This is a genomic window from Pseudomonas sp. Pdm06, from assembly GCF_014851795.1.
GTDB lineage: Bacteria > Pseudomonadota > Gammaproteobacteria > Pseudomonadales > Pseudomonadaceae > Aquipseudomonas > Aquipseudomonas fluorescens_AA.
In genome coordinates, this window is sequence record NZ_JACVAH010000002.1 from 250,019 (window position 1) to 271,965 (window position 21,947).

The following is a 21,947-nucleotide window of genomic DNA, read 5'->3' on the forward strand; positions in this document are numbered from 1 at the left end:
TGGAGCGTGCGTGATGACTGTCGAATACTACCTGCCCTCTTCCACTGCCACGCCGGCCCGCGTGGATGGCGTCGTGATTGGCCTGCTGCTGGATGTGCCCAAGGCGGACGCCCCGGTCGTGGCGTTTCCCGGCTGCCCTGCTGACGGCGGCCTCCCCGCGCGTACCACCACCCCCCTCAGTCGCGAGGATATCGGGGCCCAGGTCGCGCTGATGTTCGAGGCCGGCGACCTGACCCGGCCGCTGGTGATCGGCCGCATCCAGCGCCTGCCGCAAACCTCGACGCCGGCCGTCGCCCACCTGGACGGCGAACGCTTGGAGTTCACCGCGGAGCGAGAAATCGTCCTGCGCTGCGGCAAGGCCAGCATTACCCTCACCCGCGAAGGCAAGGTGCTGATCCGTGGGACCTACCTCTCAAGCCGATCATCCGGCGTGAACCGCATCAAGGGCGGTTCGGTGCAGATCAACTAGACAGGTAGTCGACTCATGGAGCTGCTCAACGCCAGCAAGCTGCTTGCTGCCTACACCCAGGGCATGGAGCCCGATGGCCGCGAATCCCTGGTGATCGTGGCCAAAGGCACGTTCAATTTGCCCCTGGACGGTCGGGCGGCAACCCTCGCCGACACCCAGCAACCGTTGTTGATGGCCGATGCATTCGTCGGCGAACCTGGCCTCAGTGCCCCACTGCAGGAAATGGACTTCGCCCCGATCAAGCCATTCTGCGATGTGCTGGTACGCGGCAAGGCCTATGCCCCAGGCGGGCGGCCCGTGACGCAACTGGCCGCAGGCATTCGCGTCGGTCAGATGAGCAAGGCCTTTTCCGTCCTCGGGCCCCGCCGATGGCAACCGGGGCTATTGGGTGTTTCTCCCGGTTTGCCGCAGCCCTTTACCGAGCAGGACATCTCTTATGCCCAGGCCTACGGAGGCTCCCATCCCATGGCCAACAAGCCGGACATGCTGCATGGGTATCCGGACAATCCGAGTGGTTGCGGTTGGTTTCCAGGCAGCATCGACAGTGCGCAAATCGCCGGCAAGCCAATGCCCAATACCGAGGAGCTGGGCAAGCCGATCGACAGCCCCTCCGGCGACTTTCGCCCCATGGCGCTCGGTCCCATTGGCCGTAGTTGGCCGCAACGCGTCCGGTTTGCCGGTACTTACGACGAAGCCTGGTTGGCCGACTGCTTTCCGTTTCTGCCGCAGGATTTCGACCGTCGCTACTTCCAGGCGGCCCCCGACGACCAGCAGATTCCTTACCCGCGTGGCGGCGAGGACGTGCTGCTGCTCAACCTCACGCCCCGGGAGCACGCGAGCTTTCGCATCCCCGAAATGGACGTGCCAGTGACTTTCTTCCTGAAAAAAGGCGGCCATGAGACTGTGCAGGCGGTGATCGATACCCTGCTGATCGACACGGACGCACGCCAGGTGCAACTGACCTGGCGAGTGTCCCGTCCCCTGCAGCGCAACCTGTTCGAGATCGCCCAGGTGCTGGTCGGCACGATGTCCACGGGCTGGTGGCGCGCCCGTGAACTGGGCAAGGATTACTACCCGTCGCTGTCCTCCCTGGTAAAAGCCAAGCAGGCGCCCGAGGAGACGGACTGGTGACCGCGCTCTGTATCATCGGCTCCGGCATGGTCAGCGCTGTCGGCCTCACTGCACCCGCAAGCTGCGCGGCGATCCGCTGCGCCATCGACAATTTCCAGGAAACCCGCTTCATCGACCAAGGTGGCGAGTGGTTGATTGCCGCCAGCGTACCTCTGGAGCAGCCCTGGCGCGGCCGCATCAAGTTGCTCAAGATGGCCGCCCGCGCCATCGCCGAGGCGTTACAGAGCACCCCCGGGGTTGACCCGGAAAAGACCCCGCTGCTGCTGGGCGTGGCTGAAGCCGAGCGCCCCGGCCGTCTGGATGGCCTCGATAGAAGACTGTTGCAGGACATCGAAGCGGAACTGGGCCTGCGCTTTCACCCGGATTCCACCATCATCGCCCGCGGCCGGGTCAGCGCCGCCGTGGCCCTGCTGAATGCACGCACGCTGATCTATCAAGGCGGCCATCGCCACGTGTTGGTCGCCGGCGTCGACTCCTTCCTTTGCGGACCGACCCTGGCCGCCTTCGAAGAGCGCGAGCGCCTGCTTACCAGCGAGAACTCCAACGGTTTTATTCCCGGCGAAGGGGCTGCGGCTGTGGTACTGGCTGCTCCGGTGGCCAGCGCAACGCCGCAACTGGCTTGCATCGGCCTGGGGTTCGGTATGGAGAAGGCCACCGTGGAGGCCGAAGACATTCCCTTGCGCGCCGAAGGCCTGACACAAGCTGTACGGGCAGCCCTTGGCGAAGCCGGCTGTGGGTTGGAGCAAATGGATTATCGGCTCACCGACATCTCCGGCGAGCAGTACTACTTCAAGGAAGCCTCGCTGGCCCTCAGCCGGACCCTGCGCGTGCGCAAGGAGTTCTTCCATCTCTGGCATCCGGCCGACTGCATCGGCGAAGTCGGCGCCGCCATCGGCCCGGCCATGCTCGCCGTGGCGTTGGCCGCCAGTCGCAAGGGCTACGGCGAAGGTCCGAATATCTTCTGCCATCTTGGCAACGACGCCGGCGAGCGTGCCGTCGCGCTGCTCAGTTATCAGACTGTGAGGGCTGCCTGATGGCGAATGAAGTCTACGCCAACAATATGGAAGTCTCCTGCAAGTCGGCAGCGGGCAAGTCGATCGCCTGCTTCCCGGATGTCTGCTTCACCCCGCCCCAGGCTCCGCCCACCCCACTGGGGGTACCGATCCCCTACCCCAATACCGGCATGGCGAAGGATACGACCAGGGGGACACGAACGGTCAAAATCACCGGCAAAGAGGTGATGCTCAAAGACAAGAGTTGTTTCAAGACCAGTACGGGAGATGAAGCCGGGAATGCGCCGAAGAAAGGCGTGGTGACCAGCAAGATCAAGGGAAAGGTGTACTTCATTGCCTGGTCGATGGACGTGAAGTTCGAAGGGGAAAATGTCGTCAGGCATTTAGACTTGATGACTCACAACCATGCGTCCAAACCCGGAAATACGCCTCCATGGGCTTATACCGACGCCTCTGCGACGGCGCCCGTGGAGCGTTGCAAGAAAGAAGTCGCCAGGAAAAACAAGGCATGTGGGGAGTTGAAGACCAAAGCCGAACGGTGTGGCGACAAGGCCTGTACGGCCGCAAAAAAGTGTTTGCTGGTCTCCAAGAAACAGGCGGACTCCAAGGCGCAGAACAGTGAAGTAGCCTGTTGTCCTGGCGAAACTGGCCACCATCTCGTTGAAGCCCACAGTTTTACAGTGCCAGGCACGAATCGCCAGACGCCGCTTCCTCAATTCCCCAACTACGACGAAAAAGACGCACCGTGCATTTGCGTGCAATGCCCTCAGGACGGAAGCGGACGTTATGAAGGGGATCATGGCTTCATGCATGCAGCCCAAGGCAAGCTGGAACAGGCCGCGATAGAGCGCGCGCCGCCCGCTCAAAAGGATTACGCCTGGAACTATGGCCAATCCCGTGGAGCGGGCGTGCGGGCGCTCCAGCAAACCTTTCCGAAATCGAAATGCTCAAAGAAATGCCTGGAAGCGCAGCTAGACGCTTACCACAAGAATACGGTGGGAGTCAGGGACAAAACCCCAGTGAGGACTCACCCACCCAACCTTCAAGACAATCAGAAAGAGCTGGCCCACGAAATGATCCCAGAGGTCACTATCAGTGCTTGGTAGCTCAATTGGAGCAGGGACGACATGACTCAAACATTGGATTGGACGCTGAGCCGAGTAGCGGTCTTTGATAAAAACCGCGTCTATGTACTCGCCTACTCCAAACGCGAGCCCGGCACCCGCGTTTTTCGATGGACCGGAGGATGGGACAACTATTATGTTCAAGGGATCTGCGCCGGTATCTGCGCTGTTCGCGGCGCACCTCCCGAAATCCTGACGCTGTGTGCCGATGGTCGCGTTCATCGCGCTGCGCCTGACGGGCAAGCCTATGAGGATATGGTCGCGGAAAAACCCAGCAAGCACGGCTTGCTGCGCGACATCCGCCCTATCGGTGCAAATGTCTACGCCACCGGCTTCGGCCGCCAAGTCTATGTTCGAAAGGACAGAGTCTGGCAGCGCTGCGACAAAGGGGTGGTCGAAGACCCGACCGCCGACAGCCTCAGTGGCTTCGAGTCCATCGACGGTTTTAATGAAGATGAAATCTATGCCACCGGTAACCAGGGCGAAATCTGGTACCGCTGGCAGGGTACCTGGCAGCGCAGCGAAAGCCCGACCAACATCATTCTGGAAAACGTTCTCTGCGCGCCCGATGGCGTGGTTTACATCTCCGGCCAGTTGGGCATCGTCATGCGAGGTCGTCTCGACCGCTGGGAGCTCGTTGAGCATGAACTCACTGAAGATACCTTCTGGGACATGGCCTGGTTCAATGATCAACTCTGGCTGTCAACCACCAAAGCCCTCTATACGCTACAAGGCGACAAGCTGGAGAAGGTCGAGACAGGACTTCCCGGTGATCAGACCTTCAGATACCTCGACGCGAATGAGCAGTGCCTATGGTCATCCGGTGAACGACACCTTGCCGCTTTTGACGGAGCGAATTGGACACGCATACCCAGTCCTTGAGACGAATGCAGAGAAATACATGGAAAGTTTGTCACCGATTCTCGACCAACACACCGAAGAGGCCAGTTTCCTCGCGGTCCTAAGGGACTATGCCGTACGTGCGCCACACTACGATCTGGACCACCTCGGCACGCTCGACAACCGCATCGACGCCCATCTCGATGGCCTGCGTATCGCCGGCCCAGCGGGGCTGGAAACGCTGCTGGGCCAACTCGGCCCACACGCCATCGGCGAGATGTTCGCCAGCGTGGTGCTGGCTTTCGAGGCGGCCAACGGCAAAGTGCTGTCGCGGCTCAGCGAGCAGTTGCGCAGTGCCTTGGAAACGGAGCGCGGTTACCTGATGGCCCTGGGCTGGCTCGACTGGGAACGGGTGTCTCCGTGGATAGAACGTATGCTCGCCTCCCCCGAGCCGCTGTTTCGCCGTCTCGGCCTTGCGGCCTGCGGCATGCATCGCCGCGACCCCGGCCCCGCCCTGCTGGCCGGACTTTCCGATGCCGACCCGAGCGTGCTGGCACGTGCCGCCCGCACGGTTGGCGAATTGCGCCGGCGTGACCTGTTCCCGACGATTCGTGCCCACCGCCAGCATGAGGACGCCGCCACGCGCTTCTGGGCCAATTGGGCCACTGTCCAAATGGGCGACCAGCAGGCGTTGGAGCCTCTACGCTCATTCGCCGAGCAACCGGGCGAGTTCCAGTACCGCGCGCTCTGCGTACTGCTGGCTTGGCAAGAACGCGAATCCAGCATCGCCTGGATACGGCAGTTGGTACAGGATCCCCGGGATCGGCGCATCGGCCTCCAGGCCCTTGGATTGCTGGGCGATCCGGTCAGCGTGCCCTGGTTGATCCAGCAGATGAGCGACCCGCCCTATGCCCGCGTCGCCGGTGAAGCCTTCAGCCTGATCAGCGGCGCTGACCTGGCGTTGCTTGATCTGGAATTGCAGGCCCTGCCGGATTTCGATGCAGGCCCGAACGACAACCCTGACGATCCCAATGTCGCCATGGACCCCGATGAAAACCTGCCCTGGCCCGATCCGCAGGCAATCGAACGATGGTGGCAAGCCAACGGCGGACACTTTCAAGTGGGGACTCGTTATATGCTGGGATTGGCCCATAGCGAACACTGCTTTCAGCAAGCCCTTGTCCGCGGCCAGCAACGCCAGCGCATCGCCGCGGCCTGCGGTCTCGCCCGCTTCCGGCCAGACGAGGTGCTTTTCCCTACCAGCGCACCGGCTTGGCGGCAAAAGCGCTTGTTGGGAATGACGGCGCTGTTCGGGCGTTGATCAGGATGTTTATATAGCGCTCCGACACCTGGCAATCACTTCCCCCCCCCCTCTGGAGGCACCATGCCAAACGCAACTGGACAGAACCCTGTGGCACTCATCAGTGGGGTTGGCAGTGAGATCGGCATCGGCATGGCGATCGCGCGCAGGCTGGGCGCCGCCGGCGCCCGATTGATCATCACCGCGAGCAGTGCACGCATCCTTGAGCGCGTCGCGGAATTGCGTGCCGAAGGGTTCGAAGTCGAAGGGCGGGCCATCGATCTTACCGATGAAAACCAGGTGCGTGAGTTCATGGTGTGGGCAGAGTCCGTCTGGGGGCAGGTCGATATTCTGGTGAACAACGCGGGCATGGCCATGCAAGGCAGTCCGGAGTGCTTTTCCGAGCTGGCGATCATGGACCTGCACACCTGGAACCTGACACTGGCGCGCAATCTCACCACGGCTTTTCTGCTGACTCGGGCTGTTCTGCCCGGCATGCGGGCGCGCCGATACGGGCGCATCGTCAACATCAGCTCCACGACCGGCACCCGCTGCAGTAACCCCGGTGAAGCGGCTTACAGCGCCGCGAAGGCCGCGATGGTCGGAATGAGCATGAGCCTGGCGCTGGAAGTCGCCCAGCAAGGGATCACGGTAAACAGCGTCGCTCCCGGCTGGATCACTACTGGGTCGACCACTGCCGAGGAGTCCAAGGCGGCCGGTTACACGCCGATGGGCCGGGCCGGACGTCCCGAAGAGGTGGCGGCATTGGTGGCTTTCCTTGCGTCTTCAGAGGCGAGCTACCTCACGGGCGAAGTCATCGTGGTGGATGGCGGAAACTGCCTGGTCGAGAACAAGGCCCCTTGAGCTGAACAGGCGCCCTCTCGACCAGGCAGTTCAGGCATTCGCCACGATTCGCGTCATAGGCCCAATAACCGCTCGGCGTTACCGTGGGCGATGAGCGCCTTGTCCGCTTCAGTGATGGGCAGGCTATCGAGGAAAGCGCGGGCGCCATCCAGGCTCTGGTAGGGATAGTCGATGGAATACAGAATGCGCTCCGCCCCCATGAGCGCGTGGATGAACTGGAAATGCGGGAGCGTGAGCATGCCACTGGGCGAAACGTAGACATGCTCGCGGTAAGTCTGGCCGATGGGCCGTTTCAGGCCGCTGGCATCCTGGGGGATAGCGTCCTCCAGGCGCTGCAGGAAAAACGGCACCATTTCGCCCCAATGCCCGCTGATGACTTGCACATTGGGATGCCGGTCGAACACGCCCGCGAGCAACATCCGCACGACTTGAATACCCGCCTCGTTGTGCCATCCCCAAGCAAACATCGAAAGGCGTGCACTGAGTTCGCGCTCGAACCCGCCGTAATACGCTGTTTGAACGGCAGGCAGCGGCAGCCCCGGATGGACGTACAGCGCCACGTTCAACTCATTGAAGGCGACGAAAATCGGGGCATAGCGGGCATCGTCGAGGAAGGTGTCCCCAGGACGACCATTGATCAGCGCGCCTTTGAGGCCCAGCGTCTTCACCGCCCTCTCCAACTCACGCGCCGCCGCCTCGGGTGCCTGCCACGGGAGCGTGGCAAAACCGCTGAAACGATCGGGATGAGCCTGCGCCGTCTCTGCCAGCTTGTCATTGGCGGCACGACACAGCTCGATGGCTTGCGAGGCGGGCAACAGCTGAGGAAACCCGCCATAGGAAAGCACCTGCATGCTGATGCCCGCCGAGTCCATATCGAGCAAGCGTGACTCGCCTGTTTCCAGCGCCTTGCGAGCTGATTCGCTGGGCGCAATAACATGCGGTCGGCTGGGGGCCGCTACCTGTACGCCATCGACCACCCGGCAGCCCCAGTCCGAAAGATAGGGCGCCTCGGCACGCACGAGGGCCTGGGTAGCGATCCCCATGGCGGGGTCAAGCACGTGCTCTTCAACACAGATCAGTTTCATATCGCGCGCCCTACTCATAAGTCATCACGCTAACAGCGCATCTCGCAGTGCTTCGCCCAGGCTGGCGGCGGACTGCGGGTTCTGACCGGTGATGAGACGACCGTCGACGACCACATTGTCGGCCCAGTTAGCCGCCTGCTGGTGATGCGCGCCGCGTCTGGTGAGCGTCGACGCCAACAGGAATGGCACAACGTGGGTGGACTGCACTTGCTCCTCTTCGTTGTCGGTGAAGGCGGCGACCCGCTTACCGGCCACGAGCAGGCTACCGTCGGCTCGACGTGCGTTGACCAAGGCGGCCGGCCCATGACAGACCGCCGAAACGATGCCGCCGGCCGCGTCGATTTCGCGGATCGCCGCCTGTACGGCAACGTTATCGGGAAAATCCCACATCGTACCGTGGCCACCGGCGAAGAAAATGGCCGAGTAGCGTGCGGGCTCCACCTCATTCATGGGCAAGGTGTGCTCAAGCGCATGGCGGAAATCGGTATCGGCCCAATAGCGGGCAATGACCGGATCACTCATATCCTCCAGCCCGTCCAAGGGCGCGGCACCGCCATTGATGGAGGCCAATTCGACACGAATGCCCGCCTCGTGCAATTTCGCCAATGGATGCGTGACCTCGGCCAGGTTGAAACCGGTGGGAAGGCCTGACGCGCCCTTTACCGCGTTGCTGGTGACGACAAAAAGGACTGGGTTGAGCTCAGAAGCTTGCTGGGTCATGGTCTTGGGCCCTTGGTTGAAACGAAGAAGACAGGTGCGTTGCTCACGGTGCCTGCGCCGCAATAGTCGTCAGGCGTTATCGGGCGCGAAGAGCATTTCCCAGTTCATGAAGGGACCGAGCGCAATGATCTCCCATTCGATAAGCCCGGCCTTGGCCAGGGGAAATGCGTTCAACGCCTCCCTGGCGGATTCCACGCTGTCGGCCTCGGCGATGATCGCCACACCTGGGCGATCCTGGCGAAAATAGAAGTCGCGCACGATGCCGCCCTTGTAGAGCTGCCAGGCGTGACGGGCTTCGTCGAGCAAGTGCGGCTGATATTTCTCAAGACTGGCGCCAGGTTGAGGAATGTCGAGACAAAGCAGTTTCATGGTACGGCTCCTTGGTCGGATACATGGCTCAGGCGAAGTCCACGCACTGGCGCCGCCTGGACACCAATATCAATGAAGCTGTAGCTTATAGTGGAATAATAATCTCCATTACCGATATTTTTTCCCATCAGAGTTGAATCAGGGGAACCAATCCAGGAGCCAGGGCTGTATGAGAGATCCATTGGATGGCGTAGCGCTGTTCGTCGAAGTCGTGCACGCCGGTGGGTTTTCCCGCGCGGCGCAACAGCTGTCGCTGACGCGATCGGCGGTGGGCAAAGCGATTGGTCGGGTGGAAGAGCGGCTGGGCGTGCGCCTGTTCCATCGGACCACCCGGGCCCAAAGCCTGACCGAGGCCGGCCAGGTGTACTACGAACATTGCCTTCGCGCCTTGGAAGAAGTCCGCTCGGCTCAGTCCCTGCTGGAATCGGGCCAGCAAGAGATCACGGGGCGCCTGCGTGTAACGATGCCGGTCCTGTTCGGCCAATACTGCGCCGGCCCGATCTTGCTGGAACAGGCCCGTCAGCATCCCAAGCTGGAACTTGAATTGCATTTCAGCGACCAGTCCGTAGACCTGATTGCCGAAGGCTTCGATCTTGCGATTCGCTTTGGCCCCCTGGCGCAACTCAGCGGTCTGCGCGCCCAACGTCTGGCGGTCCAGCAAAAACTGCTCTGCGCATCGCCAGGTTACCTGGCCAAAAACGGGCAGCCCCGCAACCTGCCAGAATTGCTCGGCCACGACGCGGTGCTGTATCACCGGCGCGATTACACGCAGCCTTGGGCCGTTACGGATACCGATGGTCAACTCAAGACGGTGTCCCTTTCCCCTCGCATTCGTTTGAATGACCTTTCATTAATCGCCGATGCGGTCGAGGCCGACATGGGCATTGGCTGGCTGCCTTCATGGCTGGTGCGTGATCGCTTGCGCGCGGGCGTCCTCGTTCAGCTCCTGGAAACGCACCCGCCCACCACGATGGAGTGTCATGCCGTGTCACCCGAGATGCGGCAACTGCCTATGCGACTGCGGCACATCATTGATGTGCTTGCCAGCCAACTGCCAGACATCATGAAGCTGTGAGCCCGAAAAACCGTCGCCCACAGAGTGCCGCCAGTGGGTGAATCACTGAATTTACCCAGCCCTTGCCAGGAGTTTTTCATGAACATTCGTCAATGGTTTTCCAAATGCGCGATGGTGCTTTGCCTGCTTGCATCCGGCGGGACCAGCGCGCAGACATTTCCATCCACGGTGGTGGTGCGTGTCGCACAGCTCGAGATCGATCCGGAGCAACTGCAACGCTATACCCAGATCGTCAAGGAAGAGATGGAGATCTCCGCGCGCGTGGAGCCCGGGGTGATTGCCATCTATTCGGTGGCGGATAAGGACCACCCTCACTTGCTCCACTTCTTCGAAATCTACGCTGACGAGCAAGCCTACCTCTCCCACATCGGGTCTGCGCATTTCAAACGGTACGTAGAGCAAACCCAGTCGATGATCCTCTCCAGACGATTGATCGAGACGACGCCGATCCAACTGAGTTCGAAGTGAAACCGGACGATGCCTTCCCGCGCCAGGCCGGTGCCCTGCAAAAAAACAATGGTGACAAAAACTGACCCTGTCGATGGTTAGAGTGAAGTGATTGGCCGCAGGCTCAACGATGCGCTGCAAACAGCGCCCCTGCCCCCGGCCCTACTTCTATCTCATCAATCATCCAGAGTAAGCGTCAGCTATGAAGCGTATCCAGTATCAAAATTACGGCGGGCCGGATGTGATGAAACTCGAGTCATTCACGTTGGCTTCACCGGGCCCGCGCGAAGTCGCTGTGAAAATCAGCTTCGCTGCCATCAATCCTATCGACTGGAAGTTGCGCGGCGGCCAGATGAAGATCGTCACGGGCAGGGCCTTCCCCCGGGCCATGGGGATGGATTTCTCCGGCACCGTCATGGCGGTGGGCAGCGACGTGACGCGGTTTAAAGTGGGTGATGCTGTTTTTGGTCTCGCTCGCTTCAAGGAAAGTGGTGCGCTGGCGCAAGCCGTGGTCACGAAGGAATCGCTGCTGGCCAGCAAACCCGATGACGTCTCCTTCGAGCAGGCCGCTTGCCTCGGGACGCCGGGAATGACCGCTTGGAACGGGCTGCGGGACAAGGCCGGGCTGAGCGCGGGCCAGCGTGTCTTCATCAACGGTTGCAGTGGCGCGGTCGGTGAAGCCTGCGTGCAAATAGCCCGCATGGTCGGGGCCACTGTCACCGGTTCTTGCAGTGAAGAGACGCTGGAGCGGGCGCGGCAGCTGGGGGTCGATACGGTTTATGACTATCGCAAAACCGATCTCTCCAAGCTGCCGGAACGTTTCGATGTGGTGTATGACACGGCGGCCACCCTGTCCCTGCCGGTCGGCCTCAACCTGCTGCGCAAAGGCGGCGTACTGCTTGACCTGAACCCAAGCCCCGGCAAGTTCATTCGCTCGTTCTTTGACAAGCGCTTGAAACCGGTCATCTGCACACCGCGCCCCGACGTCCTCGACACGCTCGCCCGCGCCGCCCAGAATGGCAACTTCCGGCTTCCTGTAGCGGAGGTGGTGCCTCTCGGCGATGCGATCCAGCTTATCGCGGCTATCGAGGGAGGCAGGAAACTCCGTGGCAAGGCCCTCGTGGCCATGGACTGAAACGTGTCAAGAAGCCATAGATTATTCGACCTCATGCAAGTGCTTCGGCGTCATCGCGGGACGGTTTCCGGTGTCACGCTATCCCGTGAACTGAATGTCTCATTGCGTACCATCCGACGGGACGTCATCACGTTGCAGTCGATAGGGGCGGACATCGTTGGCGAACCCGGTGTTGGCTACATCTTGCGCCCGGGTTTTCTGTTGCCGCCCTTGAGTTTCACCGAGGAAGAAATCCAGGCACTGATGGCCGGCGCGCAATGGGTCAGCCGCCAAACCGATGAAGGCCTGGCCCACGCCGTTCAAAACGCACTGGCAAAAATCGACAGTGTCCTGCCGCCGCACATGCGGCGAACATTGGACAACGACACGATTTATGTCAGTCGCAATCAAGGCGCCCCGGCGGCGCTGGATCTGGCGCAGGTCCGGCTGGCGCTTCGCGAGCAACGCAAAATACAGATCGTCTACAAGGACGAAAATGGGGAGCAGACGCAACGAACCCTCTGGCCGATCATGCTGGGGTTCGTCGAGGCGCAGCGGTACATCGCAGGCTGGTGCGAACTGCGCGGCGACTATCGTCTATTCCGAACGGACCGGATAGTCGAGGTGGCTATCCTGGAGGAGCGCTACGCCCGACCCAGGCAACAGCTGGTCAAGGAGTGGCGTGCCCAGGACGCGCACCCGTGCAAACAGAAAGACTGCAGCTAGGACCAGCACACTCCTCCTGTGGGAGCGAGCTGAGCTACAGGGCCACAAGAACTTCGAGAACAGCACGATCCTGTGGCGAGGGAGCTTTCTCCCTCGCCACAAAAGCTTCCAAGCGTCACTTGAACAACTCACTGCTCATGAAATCAATGAACACCCGCAGTTTCGGCGCCAGGTGTTTGCTTGAGGGCCAGAGCATGCGGAAGGTGCTCTGATGCCTGTTGAAGTCGTCCAGGACGGTGACCAGCTCACCGGCCGCGATGGCCTCACGCACAGTGAAATCCGGCACGCAGGCAATCCCCAGCGCATCATGCACCACGTGCAGCAACGCCTCGGTGGTGTTGCAGACCAGGTTCGCCGGCAGGTTGAGTTCCGGCTCCCCGTCCCCGTTTACCGGCCAGACTTGCATCCTGCCAGTACTGGGAAACTTGTATAACAGGCAGGCATGGCGCAGAAGATCCGTCGGTACGTGCGGTGTGCCGTGTTCGGCGAAGTACCGGGGCGAACCGACCACAACGAGCTTGAACGGGCCCAACGGACGGGACATCAGCCGGGAGTCGTTCGGCTCTCCGGTCCGAATGACCGCATCGAAACCCTCCTCGATGATGTCCACCAGCCTGTCGGAAAAATCCAGGTCCAGTTCAATACTGGGGTAGCGCCGCATGAAGGCGATCAGCGTCGGCATGACCAGGTCCGCAACGAGGGGCAGACTCACGCGCAGTTTGCCCCGTGGCGCTTTGCGGGTTTGCGACAGTTCCTGTTCGGCCGCTTCGACTTCGCAGAGAATGCGCCGGCAACGTTCGAGAAACAGCGCTCCTTCGGCCGTCAGCGTGATACTTCGCGTGCTGCGATGAAACAGCCGCACGCCCAGCCGCTCCTCGAGCCGGGCGACGCTTTTGCCCACCGCCGAAGACGAAATGCCCAGCGCCCTGCCCGCCTCTGAAAAACTGCGGGTTTCGGCCGCGCGCACAAAAAAATCAATCCCGCTCAGTGATTCCACGCCAGCCTCCCATTGCGGACATTTTTTCCGATGTGTTGTGCACTCTAGCATTCTTGTCTCGATAAAGAGGGGCACCTACCGTAGTCGACACTTATCAATCTGCGATTGACCGCGTCGTCCCGGCGGGTCAGGAGCGCTCCAAGCAGGTGACACATGACGATTGCCAACCCCCCTATCGATGCCGATGCCGAGGTCATTCAAGACACTGCGCCGCTCCCCATCGGATCACTGTTTGCCCTCGCACTGGCGGCGTTCGTGACCATCCTCACCGAGGCCTTGCCCGCCGGGCTTCTTTCACAGATCAGCGAAGGGCTGGCGATCTCCGAAGCCCTCGCCGGCCAACTGGTAACGGTCTACGCGATAGGCTCCTTGCTGGCGGCCATTCCATTGACCGCCGCGACCCAAGGCATGCGACGCAGATCGCTCTTGCTGACGGCAATCGCCGGTTTCGCCGTTGCCAATACCGTCACGACGTTTTCTACCCATTATGGTTTGACGATTGTCGCGCGCTTGCTGGGTGGCGTATCGGCGGGGCTGCTGTGGGCCTTGTTGGCCGGTTATGCCGCCCGCATGGTGCCCGAAAGCCAGAAAGGTCGAGCGATTGCAATCGCCATGGTGGGCGCGCCCTTGGCGTTGTCCCTGGGCGTGCCGGCTGGCACGCTGCTCGGCAATCTGGTCGGCTGGCGAATGAGCTTCGCCATCATGAGCCTGTTCGCCGTGGCCTTGATGGTCTGGGTACGACTCAAGGTGCCTGACTTTCCCGGACAGGCCTCCAACAAACGTCTTGCCTTGGGCCAGGTCTTCACCCTGCCGGGCGTTCGCTCGGTGCTGTTCGTGGTACTGGCTTTTGTCCTGGCGCACAACATTCTCTTTACCTACATCGCTCCGTTTTTGACGGCGGCAGGCCTGGGCGAGCGGACGGATCTGGTCCTGTTGGTCTTTGGCGTCGCGTCGTTACTGGGGATCTGGGTGGTCGGCGTGCTGATCGATCGCCATCTGCGGGCGTTGACGCTCGCAGGTACGGTGCTGTTCGCCCTCTCGGCAATGATGCTAGGGGCAATGAGCGACAGGCCTGCGGCGGTGTATATCGCCGTGGCCGCTTGGGGAATCGCTTTCGGAGGGGCTGGGACGCTGTTCCAGACGGCCATCGCCAAGACAGCCGGAGATGCGGCGGATCTGGCCCAGTCAATGCTGGTCACGGCCTGGAACCTGGCCATTGCCGGCGGCGGGATCGTCGGCGGCATTCTGCTCGACCACCTGGGGGTCGTAGCGTTTGCGCCGGTCCTGGTCGTTCTCCTGCTGCTGACGTTGGCGGTGGTGTGGTCTGCCAGGCAGTACGGGTTTACAGCAGGCATGGGCTGAACATGCAATCCGCTCAATGAATAGCCATCCACGATAGACATTCGTCACTGACATCAAATCGTCATCACTGTGTCGCCGAAATGCCACGCGCCCTGGGTACTGTCCTCGCCAATGAGATCGATCTCAAGCGAGTGACAATGACTGATTTGAAAGAAGTGGCACGTTTGGCAGGGGTTTCGCGGGCAACCGCAGCCCGCACCTTTGCCTCCCCTGAAGTGGTGCGTCCGGCGACCCGCGAGCAGGTGTTCGCCGCCGCACGCCAGTTGGGTTTTCGGCCCAATCGTCTTGGTCGTCAGTTGCGCCTGCAAGTGACCAAGCTGATCGGCGTGGTGGTCCCCAACCTGCTCAATCCGGTGTTCGCCGAACAATTCCAGGCCATGGAGCGCGCTGCGCGTTTGCGCGGCTACAACCTGCTCCTGGCGACGACCGACTACAGCAGCGAGCGCGAAAGCGTGGTGGTCGAGGAGTTGTTGCGCCAGCGGGTCGATGGCCTGGTCCTCACGGTAACCGACGCCGAAAGCAACCGCGTGCTGCAAAGCCTGGACAGCGAGGACACGCCTTTTGTGCTGGCCTATCACCAACCGGGCAATCCGCACTACAGCGCCGTGTCGGTGGACAACCGCGCCGGCATGGCCCTCGCCACTCGTTATCTGCTGGAAGCCGGGCATCGTCGCATTGGCATGGTTGCCGGCCCGGCCCTGCAATCGGACCGTGCTCGCCTGCGTTACGCCGGTTATTGCGACGCCATGGGCGAGGCCGGCCTCGACAGCCTGCCGGTGATTGAAATGCCCGCCCATACCCAGGCTGACTTCGCGGCCATCGCGCCCTTCCTCCAAGGTCCGCAGGCGCTCAGCGCGCTGGTTTGCTCCAACGATCTGTTGGCGATCAGCCTGATTGCGCAATTGCGTCGCAATGGTTGGCACGTGCCCCAGCAGCTCTCGGTCATGGGGTTCGATGGCATCGCCCTTGGCACTCAAATGCACCCGACGTTGTGCAGTGTGGTTCAGCCCATCGAGACCTTGGCCTGCACCGTAATCGATCAATTGCTGGCGCAGATCGCCGGCGCCACACCGGTTTCCCATTGCCTGCCCTGCCATATCCGGCCGGGCGAAAGTACTCAATCCTACGAGGAGACACTTGATGATCCGCTTCAGTAAAACCCTGGCGACGTTGCTGTTTTGCGGCGTTGCCAGCCTGGCCCAGGCCGCCGAAACGGCGATTTGCTACAACTGCCCACCGGAATGGGCCGACTGGGGCACACAACTCAAGGCCATTGCCGATACCACTGGCGTGCAGGTCCCACTGGACAACAAGAACTCCGGGCAGGCCCTGGCGCAACTGGTCGCCGAGCAGGCCGCACCCGTGGCGGACGTGGTGTATTACGGCGTGACCTTCGGTTTGCAGGCACAAAAAGCCGGGGTGGTCGGCTCCTATCAACCCAAGGGTTGGGAACAGATTCCGGCCGGTTTGAAAGATCCACAGGGGCACTGGTTTGCCATTCACTCCGGCACCTTGGGCATCATGGTCAACGTCGATGCCTTGGGTGGCTTGCCTGTCCCGCAAAGCTGGGGCGATCTGCTCAATCCCGAGTACAAAGGCATGGTCGGCTACCTTGATCCATCCAGCGCATTTGTCGGCTACGTTTCCGCGGTGGCGATCAACCAGGCCATGGGCGGCAGCCTCAATGACTTCACCCCAGCGATCGATTACTTCCAGAAACTGGCGAAAAACTCGCCCATCGTGCCCAAGCAGACCGCCTATGCGCGGGTGTTGTCCGGGGAGTTGCCGATCCTGGTGGATTACGACTTCAACGCCTATCGGGCACGTTACAAGGACAAGGCCAACGTGGCTTTCGTGATCCCCAGGGAAGGCAGCATCAGCGTGCCCTACGTCATGAGCATCGTCGGCAACGCGCCGCATCGGGCCAATGCCGAGAAGGTCCTGGATTTCGTCCTGTCCGACCAGGGCCAGGCGCTCTGGGCCAAGGCCTACCTGCGACCGGTACGGGCGACGAAGATGCCTGCCGACATCGCTGCGCAGTTCCTGCCAGACAGCGACTACGCACGGGCCGGCGTGGTTGACTACCAGCAGATGGCGGCGGTACAGGAAGCCTTTTCCGCGCGTTATCTGAAAGAGGTCAAGTAAGTGACCGCCTCGGTATTAAAAGCCCGGGGAGTCCCTTCGGGCCAGGCCACGGCGCCGCGTTTGCGGCTGACCGCGGCTTGGGCCCTGGCGCCTGCGGCGGCGGTGTTGTTCGCATTCTGGTTGTTGCCGCTGGCGCATCTGATCGTGCTGGGCGGGCAACATCGCGACGGCGGCGAAAGCGGCTATTGGCAGGTACTGAGCAGTGCGCAATACCTGGGCAGTCTGGCACAGACCTGCCTGCTGGCCTTGGCAACGACCCTCGCCGCGCTCCTGGTGGGCGGCATTAGTGGTTTTTTTCTCAGCCGCCAACGCTTCTTCGGCCGTTCGCTGCTGGTTGCCTTGTTGACCTTCCCGCTGGCATTCCCCGGCGTGGTGGTCGGCTTCCTGGTGATTCTGCTGGCCGGGCGCCAAGGGTTGTTCGCCAGCCTCGGGCTCGAGCTGGCGGGTGAACGCTGGATCTTCGCCTACTCGCTGATGGGCCTTTGTATCGGCTACCTGTACTTCTCGATCCCGCGGGTCATTCTCACGGTGATGGCCGCTTGCGAGAGCCTGGATCGTAGCTTGGAAGAAGCCGCTCAATCCCTGGGGGCCGGTCATTGGCGGGTGGTCTGTGATGTCATCGTCCCGGGCCTGGCACCGGCATTGGTGTCGTGCGGGGCGATCTGCTTTGCGACCTCCATGGGGGCGTTCGGCACAGCCTTCACCCTCGGCACCCGTCTGAACGTGACCCCGGTGGCGATCTACAACGTGTTCACCAACTACGCCAATTTCGCCGTGGCCGCTGCGCTGTCGGTGGTGCTGGGGGCGCTGACCTGGGCGGTACTGCTGCTGGCCCGGCGGCTGGCGAAAAACTCGAGGACCGTCTTGTGAAGCGCTCAACACTGTTTATCGGCCAACTGGTGTTTACCCTGCTGGTCTGCGCATTCATGTTGGTGCCCGTGCTGATGTCGCTGCTGGCCGGGCTGACGCGCAATTATTTCCAGGGCGTCGCCAGTGGCCTGACGTTCGATTGGTTGCAGCAGGTCTGGCAGGCTTATTCGCCAACGGTCTGGCTATCCCTGCAACTGGCCGTGGCCTGTGCGCTGTGCGTCTGCGTGGTGGGGGTTCCGGCGGCCTACGCGCTGTTACGGATGAACAACCGCTTCAGCCGTGCGTTCGAAGAACTGATGGTGCTGCCGGTGGCGATGCCAGGCTTGGCCAGCGCCCTGGCGTTGTTGCTCACCTATGGGCAATTCGGTGACTTTCGCAGCAGCTGGCTGTTCATTCTCGTCGGCCATGTGCTGTTCACCTTGCCGTTCCTGGTGCGCCCGGTGATGGCGGTGATGCAACGTCAGCACTTGCCCGTGCTGGAAGAAGCCGCGGCCAGCCTTGGCGCCGGGCCGCTACGACGATTCTTCAGCGTGGTGGTACCCAACTGCCGGGCGGGGATCCTCGCCGGGGTCTTGATGGTCGTCACGCTGTCGTTGGGCGAGTTCAACCTGACCTGGATGCTCCACACCCCGATGACCAAAACATTGCCGGTAGGCCTGGCTGACAGTTATGCCTCGGCCAGGCTGGAAGTGGCCAGCGCCTACACCCTCATATTCCTGTTGATGATCGTGCCGCTGTTGATTGCGTTGCAGGCCATCAGCGCCCGCCTTTCCCGTGGAGAAAAACGATGACCGGAACCACCATTCGCCTGGCGGGTTGCCGCAAGGCGTTCGCGGACGGCACCGTTGCCGTACATGATCTGGACCTGACCATCGATGCCGGGGAAACCCTGGCGATCCTCGGCCCATCCGGTTGCGGTAAAACCACGACCTTGCGCTTGATCGCCGGTCTTGAGCGTCCGGATGCGGGGCAGGTGTTTTTTGGCGACAGCGACGTCACCCGCCTGCCCATCGAACGACGCGACGTGGGCATGGTGTTCCAGAACTATGCGTTGTTTCCCAACCTGGATGTGGCCGGCAACATCGTTTATGGCTTGAAAATTCGCGGCATGGCACCTGCAGAGCGAAACAAGCGTTGCTCGGAGTTGCTGGAGCTGGTGGGGCTTGAGGATCATGGCAAGCGCAGCATCCACGAGCTGTCCGGCGGTCAACGCCAACGGGTCGCCCTGGCCCGCGCCCTGGCGCCCAAGCCTCGGGTATTGCTGCTTGACGAACCGTTGGCGGCACTGGACGCGCAGTTGCGCGAGCGCCTGCGCAGCGAATTGGATCAGTTGCTACGCCATCTGGGCATTACGGCGGTGTTCGTCACCCATGACCAGGGCGAAGCCATGGCCTTGGGCAATCGGATTCTGGTCATGGAGCACGGTCGCGTCGCGCAGTTGGCCAGCCCAAGGGACATCTACCAACAACCGGCCAACACGTTCGTCGCCAGTTTCGTCGGCAACCTCAACGCTTTTCCAGTGCTCGAACACACGCCCCAAGGCTTGAAAGTCCATGGCGGAGAGTTGCCATGGCGGGGGGCTGGCCGCCCTGCCACCGTCTATTGCCGCCCCGAGCATTTGCGGGTGATGGACAGCGAGGGGCATCTGCACGGGCGCCTGGTGGGCCAGTTTTTCCAGGGTGCCCAAAGCCGCCTGTTGGTGGAGGTCGGTGCCGCCCAGCCATTGCTGGTAGACAGCACCGACAGCGTCATCCACGCCCCGGGTGCCCTGATCGCCTTGGCCGTCGAGCCGCAAGTGCTGTTCACCCTGTCATCGTGACATTCGTATTTTCAGAGGGTTTGTCTTGAAGCGTCCGTTTCTTGTTGCGCAAATCAGTGATTTGCATCTTAAAGCCGGGGGAAAGCTGACCTATGGTGTGGTTGATACCCTCGCCGCGTTGCGTCGTGCGATCGATCATTTGAATACCCGCGTGCCGCGTCCCGACGTTGTAGTGATCAGTGGCGACCTGGTCGACTTCGGTCGCCCTGATGAATATGCCGTGCTGCACCCCGAACTGGCGCGCCTGCACATGCCTTGCTACTTGGTGCCCGGTAACCACGACAACCGCGAGCATCTACGGGCGGCATTTGCCAATCACGACTACTTGCCAAGCCTGGCCGGAACCCCCTTGGATTGGGTCGTCGAGGAGCATCCACTGCGCCTGATCGGCCTGGACAGCACCATTCCCGGTGCCCATGGCGGCCGCTTGCTGGACAGCCAGTTGCGCTGGCTCGATGAACAGCTGGCCGCCCGCCCCGACGCGCCAACGTTACTGGTTTTGCATCATCCACCGTTTATCAGCGGCATCGGCCACATGGATCGAGAACCGTTTATCAACGCGCCGGCATTGGAGCAGGTCATCGCCCGCCACCCACAGGTTGAGCGTTTGCTGTGCGGGCATTTGCATCGGCCGATGCAGCGGCGTTTCGGTGGCAGCCTGAGCTGTGTATGCCCTGGCGTCTCCCATCAAATCGTGTTGGATCTACAGCAAACCGCTCCAGCGCACTTCAATCTGGAGCCGCCCGGGTATTTGCTGCATCACTGGGATGCTCAGGGACTGGTGACCCATAACGGCGTGTTGGGTGAGTATCCCGGGCCCTATCCTTTTTATGACGCTCACGGATTGATCGACTGATAACCCAAGGACTTTCATGGTGCTGTTCTGAAGGTGCTCCTCGGAGGTTTGAAACCACTGCCCCATTCCATTGATTGAAGTTTCTTAACGTTTTTTATTCACGCCTCGGCCAATCGACTGATCGGCTGAAGGCTTCCTGCTGCCCTTTCAATATGCCCGGAACAGTGATTCCGCGGTGGAGTTCGCCCTGATGAAAGCCCTATTGCAAACACTGAGTCTTTTAACTGGCGGTGTGAGTCTGGTCCTGAGTCCATTGGCGTCGGCTGATTTTATCAGCGACAGCAAAGCCAACTTGAACTTGCGCAACTTCTACTTCAACAACGATAACCGTGATGGAGCCGCCGCGCCTTCGAAGACCGAAGAATGGGGCCAGGCCTTCATGCTCAATTATCAGTCGGGATTCACCGACGGCACCGTGGGGTTCGGCCTGGATGCTATCGGGTTGCTGGGCCTGAAGCTCGACAGTGGCGCGGGCCGTCATGTCGGTGGCTCGATGTTTCCCAATGATGGGGACAAGGCGGCGGACCAATGGGCGCGTCTCGGTGCCACGGCGAAGATGCGCGTCTCCAGGACCGAGCTGCGGTACGGCACCTTACAGCCGAAATTGCCGATCCTGGTCTCCAACGATGGCCGTTTGTTGCCTCAAACGTTCGAGGGGGGGCAAGTCACCAGCAATGAAATCGACAACCTGACCTTCACCGCTGGCCAGTTGGAGCACGCCACAGGGCGTGCGTCCAGCGACAGTGCCGGCCTGGCCGTTGCCGGCGGCACCCAGGAAAGCAATAAATTCACCTTTGCCGGTGGCGATTACAAACTGACCAAGGATCTGACCGCGCAGTATTACTACGCCAATCTTGAAGACTACTATCAACAGCACTTCGCCGGTTTGCTGCATGTATTACCGTTGGGTGAATACGGTTCGTTGAAAACCGACCTGCGTTACTTCAAGACCACGTCCGATGGCAAGAACAGCAGCGCCGCCGGTCGCGCCAGTGGTTACAAACTCGGCGGCTTTACCAAGGACGGCAGTGGCGAAATCGACAACGATACCTGGAGCGCAGCGTTTATTTATTCGTTGGGCGGCCATGCCATTACCGCGGGTTATCAGCGTGTTTCCGAAGACAGCAACTTTACACAACTGAACCAGGGCGGCCTGGTGGGCAAAGGTGAAGGCGGCGCGAGTCTTTACCTCTACACCGACCGCACCATCCAGACGTTCATCCAGGCCGGCGAGCGCACTGCATTTGCTCAATATGCCTATGACTTCGCAGCACTTGGCGTTCCAGGCTTGAAGGCGTCGGTGATGTACCTCAAGGGCGATAACATCCAGACGGCCAGCGGCCGGGACGCCAGTGAATGGGAGCGTGATATCTCCCTGGACTATGTGATCCAGAGCGGCGCGTTGAAGAATGTCGGCTTCGGCTGGCGCAACGGGATGTCGCGAAGCGATATTGCCCGCGACCAGGATCAGAATCGCCTGTTCGTGAGCTACAGCATTCCGTTGATGTAACCGTGCAGAAGGAAGGAGCCGGAAGCACTCCTGCCTGCGGCTCCTTTTCTCCCGCGCGGTTGCGCGGACACAACAGCGTGCACCTCCATGGGGCACGCTGATTCGCATGAT

At 61.2% G+C, this 21,947-nt stretch carries 23 protein-coding genes; 19 read left to right on the top strand and 4 right to left on the bottom strand.

Annotated features, from left to right (window positions below; translation table 11 throughout):
- The first annotated feature begins 13 nt into the window (after window positions 1-13).
- From IB266_RS04275 to IB266_RS04305, 7 genes are all read left to right on the top strand, one after another.
- Window positions 14-469 (top strand): DUF6484 domain-containing protein, encoded by a 456-nt coding sequence (locus IB266_RS04275; RefSeq protein ID WP_060742376.1) that lies wholly within the window; start codon window positions 14-16, stop codon window positions 467-469.
- Window positions 470-484: 15 nt separating this feature from the next.
- Window positions 485-1,600 carry a DUF2169 domain-containing protein gene (locus IB266_RS04280; RefSeq protein ID WP_060742377.1) on the top strand — a complete coding sequence of 372 codons (1,116 nt, stop codon included), beginning with the start codon at window positions 485-487 and terminating at the stop codon, window positions 1,598-1,600.
- A complete protein-coding gene (locus tag IB266_RS04285; RefSeq protein WP_103309686.1) occupies window positions 1,594-2,634 on the top strand; it encodes a beta-ketoacyl synthase N-terminal-like domain-containing protein in 1,041 nt (346 codons plus the stop codon). Before IB266_RS04280 ends, IB266_RS04285 begins: the two co-directional genes overlap by 7 nt.
- Window positions 2,634-3,719 carry a PAAR-like domain-containing protein gene (locus tag IB266_RS04290; RefSeq protein ID WP_192260291.1) on the top strand — a complete coding sequence of 362 codons (1,086 nt, stop codon included), beginning with the start codon at window positions 2,634-2,636 and terminating at the stop codon, window positions 3,717-3,719. The genes IB266_RS04285 and IB266_RS04290 overlap by 1 nt, the downstream gene beginning before the upstream one ends.
- Window positions 3,720-3,740: 21 nt before the next feature.
- Window positions 3,741-4,619: a hypothetical protein gene (locus tag IB266_RS04295; protein WP_192260292.1), complete on the top strand. Its 879-nt coding sequence runs from the start codon at window positions 3,741-3,743 to the stop codon at window positions 4,617-4,619.
- 19 nt (window positions 4,620-4,638) lie between these two features.
- Complete coding sequence (locus tag IB266_RS04300; RefSeq protein WP_192260293.1) at window positions 4,639-5,898, top strand: TIGR02270 family protein; 1,260 nt, start codon at window positions 4,639-4,641, stop codon at window positions 5,896-5,898.
- 63 nt (window positions 5,899-5,961) lie between these two features.
- On the top strand, window positions 5,962-6,741 hold the full coding sequence (locus IB266_RS04305) for an SDR family NAD(P)-dependent oxidoreductase (protein WP_192260294.1): 780 nt from the start codon (window positions 5,962-5,964) through the stop codon (window positions 6,739-6,741).
- A 53-nt stretch (window positions 6,742-6,794) separates the two neighbouring features.
- Here the strand turns inward: IB266_RS04305 and IB266_RS04310 are convergent, their stop codons facing one another.
- The 3 genes from IB266_RS04310 to IB266_RS04320 form a co-directional block, all read right to left on the bottom strand.
- The gene (locus IB266_RS04310; protein WP_192260295.1) at window positions 6,795-7,826 is read right to left on the bottom strand and encodes an amidohydrolase family protein; all 1,032 of its coding nucleotides are present in this window, start codon (window positions 7,824-7,826) and stop codon (window positions 6,795-6,797) included.
- Between the two features lie 24 nt (window positions 7,827-7,850).
- Window positions 7,851-8,546, bottom strand: coding sequence for a type 1 glutamine amidotransferase domain-containing protein (locus tag IB266_RS04315; protein ID WP_192260296.1), 696 nt, complete (start codon window positions 8,544-8,546; stop codon window positions 7,851-7,853).
- A gap of 69 nt (window positions 8,547-8,615) precedes the next feature.
- Complete coding sequence (locus tag IB266_RS04320; RefSeq protein ID WP_192260297.1) at window positions 8,616-8,915, bottom strand: superoxide dismutase; 300 nt, start codon at window positions 8,913-8,915, stop codon at window positions 8,616-8,618.
- 169 nt (window positions 8,916-9,084) lie between these two features.
- On the opposite strand from IB266_RS04320, the gene IB266_RS04325 reads away from it, so the two are divergent.
- From IB266_RS04325 to IB266_RS04340, 4 genes are all read left to right on the top strand, one after another.
- The gene (locus IB266_RS04325; RefSeq protein WP_192260298.1) at window positions 9,085-9,990 is read left to right on the top strand and encodes a LysR family transcriptional regulator; all 906 of its coding nucleotides are present in this window, start codon (window positions 9,085-9,087) and stop codon (window positions 9,988-9,990) included.
- 78 nt (window positions 9,991-10,068) lie between these two features.
- A complete protein-coding gene (locus IB266_RS04330; RefSeq protein ID WP_192260299.1) occupies window positions 10,069-10,458 on the top strand; it encodes a putative quinol monooxygenase in 390 nt (129 codons plus the stop codon).
- A 181-nt stretch (window positions 10,459-10,639) separates the two neighbouring features.
- The gene (locus tag IB266_RS04335; RefSeq protein WP_192260300.1) at window positions 10,640-11,572 is read left to right on the top strand and encodes an NAD(P)-dependent alcohol dehydrogenase; all 933 of its coding nucleotides are present in this window, start codon (window positions 10,640-10,642) and stop codon (window positions 11,570-11,572) included.
- 3 nt (window positions 11,573-11,575) lie between these two features.
- Window positions 11,576-12,277, top strand: a complete 702-nt coding sequence (locus tag IB266_RS04340) for a YafY family protein (RefSeq protein ID WP_318646570.1) — start codon at window positions 11,576-11,578, stop codon at window positions 12,275-12,277.
- Window positions 12,278-12,392: 115 nt separating this feature from the next.
- Here the strand turns inward: IB266_RS04340 and IB266_RS04345 are convergent, their stop codons facing one another.
- On the bottom strand, window positions 12,393-13,274 hold the full coding sequence (locus tag IB266_RS04345) for a LysR family transcriptional regulator (protein WP_060742384.1): 882 nt from the start codon (window positions 13,272-13,274) through the stop codon (window positions 12,393-12,395).
- A gap of 153 nt (window positions 13,275-13,427) precedes the next feature.
- Between IB266_RS04345 and IB266_RS04350 the strand changes: the two genes are divergently transcribed.
- From IB266_RS04350 to IB266_RS04385, 8 genes are all read left to right on the top strand, one after another.
- A complete protein-coding gene (locus IB266_RS04350) occupies window positions 13,428-14,636 on the top strand; it encodes an MFS transporter (protein WP_192260302.1) in 1,209 nt (402 codons plus the stop codon).
- Between the two features lie 137 nt (window positions 14,637-14,773).
- Window positions 14,774-15,793: a LacI family DNA-binding transcriptional regulator gene (locus IB266_RS04355; RefSeq protein WP_192260303.1), complete on the top strand. Its 1,020-nt coding sequence runs from the start codon at window positions 14,774-14,776 to the stop codon at window positions 15,791-15,793.
- Window positions 15,777-16,781 (top strand): ABC transporter substrate-binding protein, encoded by a 1,005-nt coding sequence (locus IB266_RS04360; protein WP_192260304.1) that lies wholly within the window; start codon window positions 15,777-15,779, stop codon window positions 16,779-16,781. The genes IB266_RS04355 and IB266_RS04360 overlap by 17 nt, the downstream gene beginning before the upstream one ends.
- Before the next feature lie 60 nt (window positions 16,782-16,841).
- Complete coding sequence (locus IB266_RS04365; protein WP_192260518.1) at window positions 16,842-17,651, top strand: ABC transporter permease; 810 nt, start codon at window positions 16,842-16,844, stop codon at window positions 17,649-17,651.
- Window positions 17,648-18,442 (top strand): ABC transporter permease, encoded by a 795-nt coding sequence (locus tag IB266_RS04370; protein ID WP_192260305.1) that lies wholly within the window; start codon window positions 17,648-17,650, stop codon window positions 18,440-18,442. Before IB266_RS04365 ends, IB266_RS04370 begins: the two co-directional genes overlap by 4 nt.
- Entirely contained in the window at window positions 18,439-19,470 is a 1,032-nt protein-coding gene (locus tag IB266_RS04375) for an ABC transporter ATP-binding protein (RefSeq protein ID WP_192260306.1), read from the top strand. Before IB266_RS04370 ends, IB266_RS04375 begins: the two co-directional genes overlap by 4 nt.
- Before the next feature lie 25 nt (window positions 19,471-19,495).
- Window positions 19,496-20,326: a phosphodiesterase gene (locus IB266_RS04380; protein WP_192260307.1), complete on the top strand. Its 831-nt coding sequence runs from the start codon at window positions 19,496-19,498 to the stop codon at window positions 20,324-20,326.
- A gap of 190 nt (window positions 20,327-20,516) precedes the next feature.
- Window positions 20,517-21,836 (top strand): OprD family porin, encoded by a 1,320-nt coding sequence (locus IB266_RS04385; RefSeq protein WP_192260308.1) that lies wholly within the window; start codon window positions 20,517-20,519, stop codon window positions 21,834-21,836.
- The last annotated feature ends 111 nt before the right edge of the window (window positions 21,837-21,947 follow it).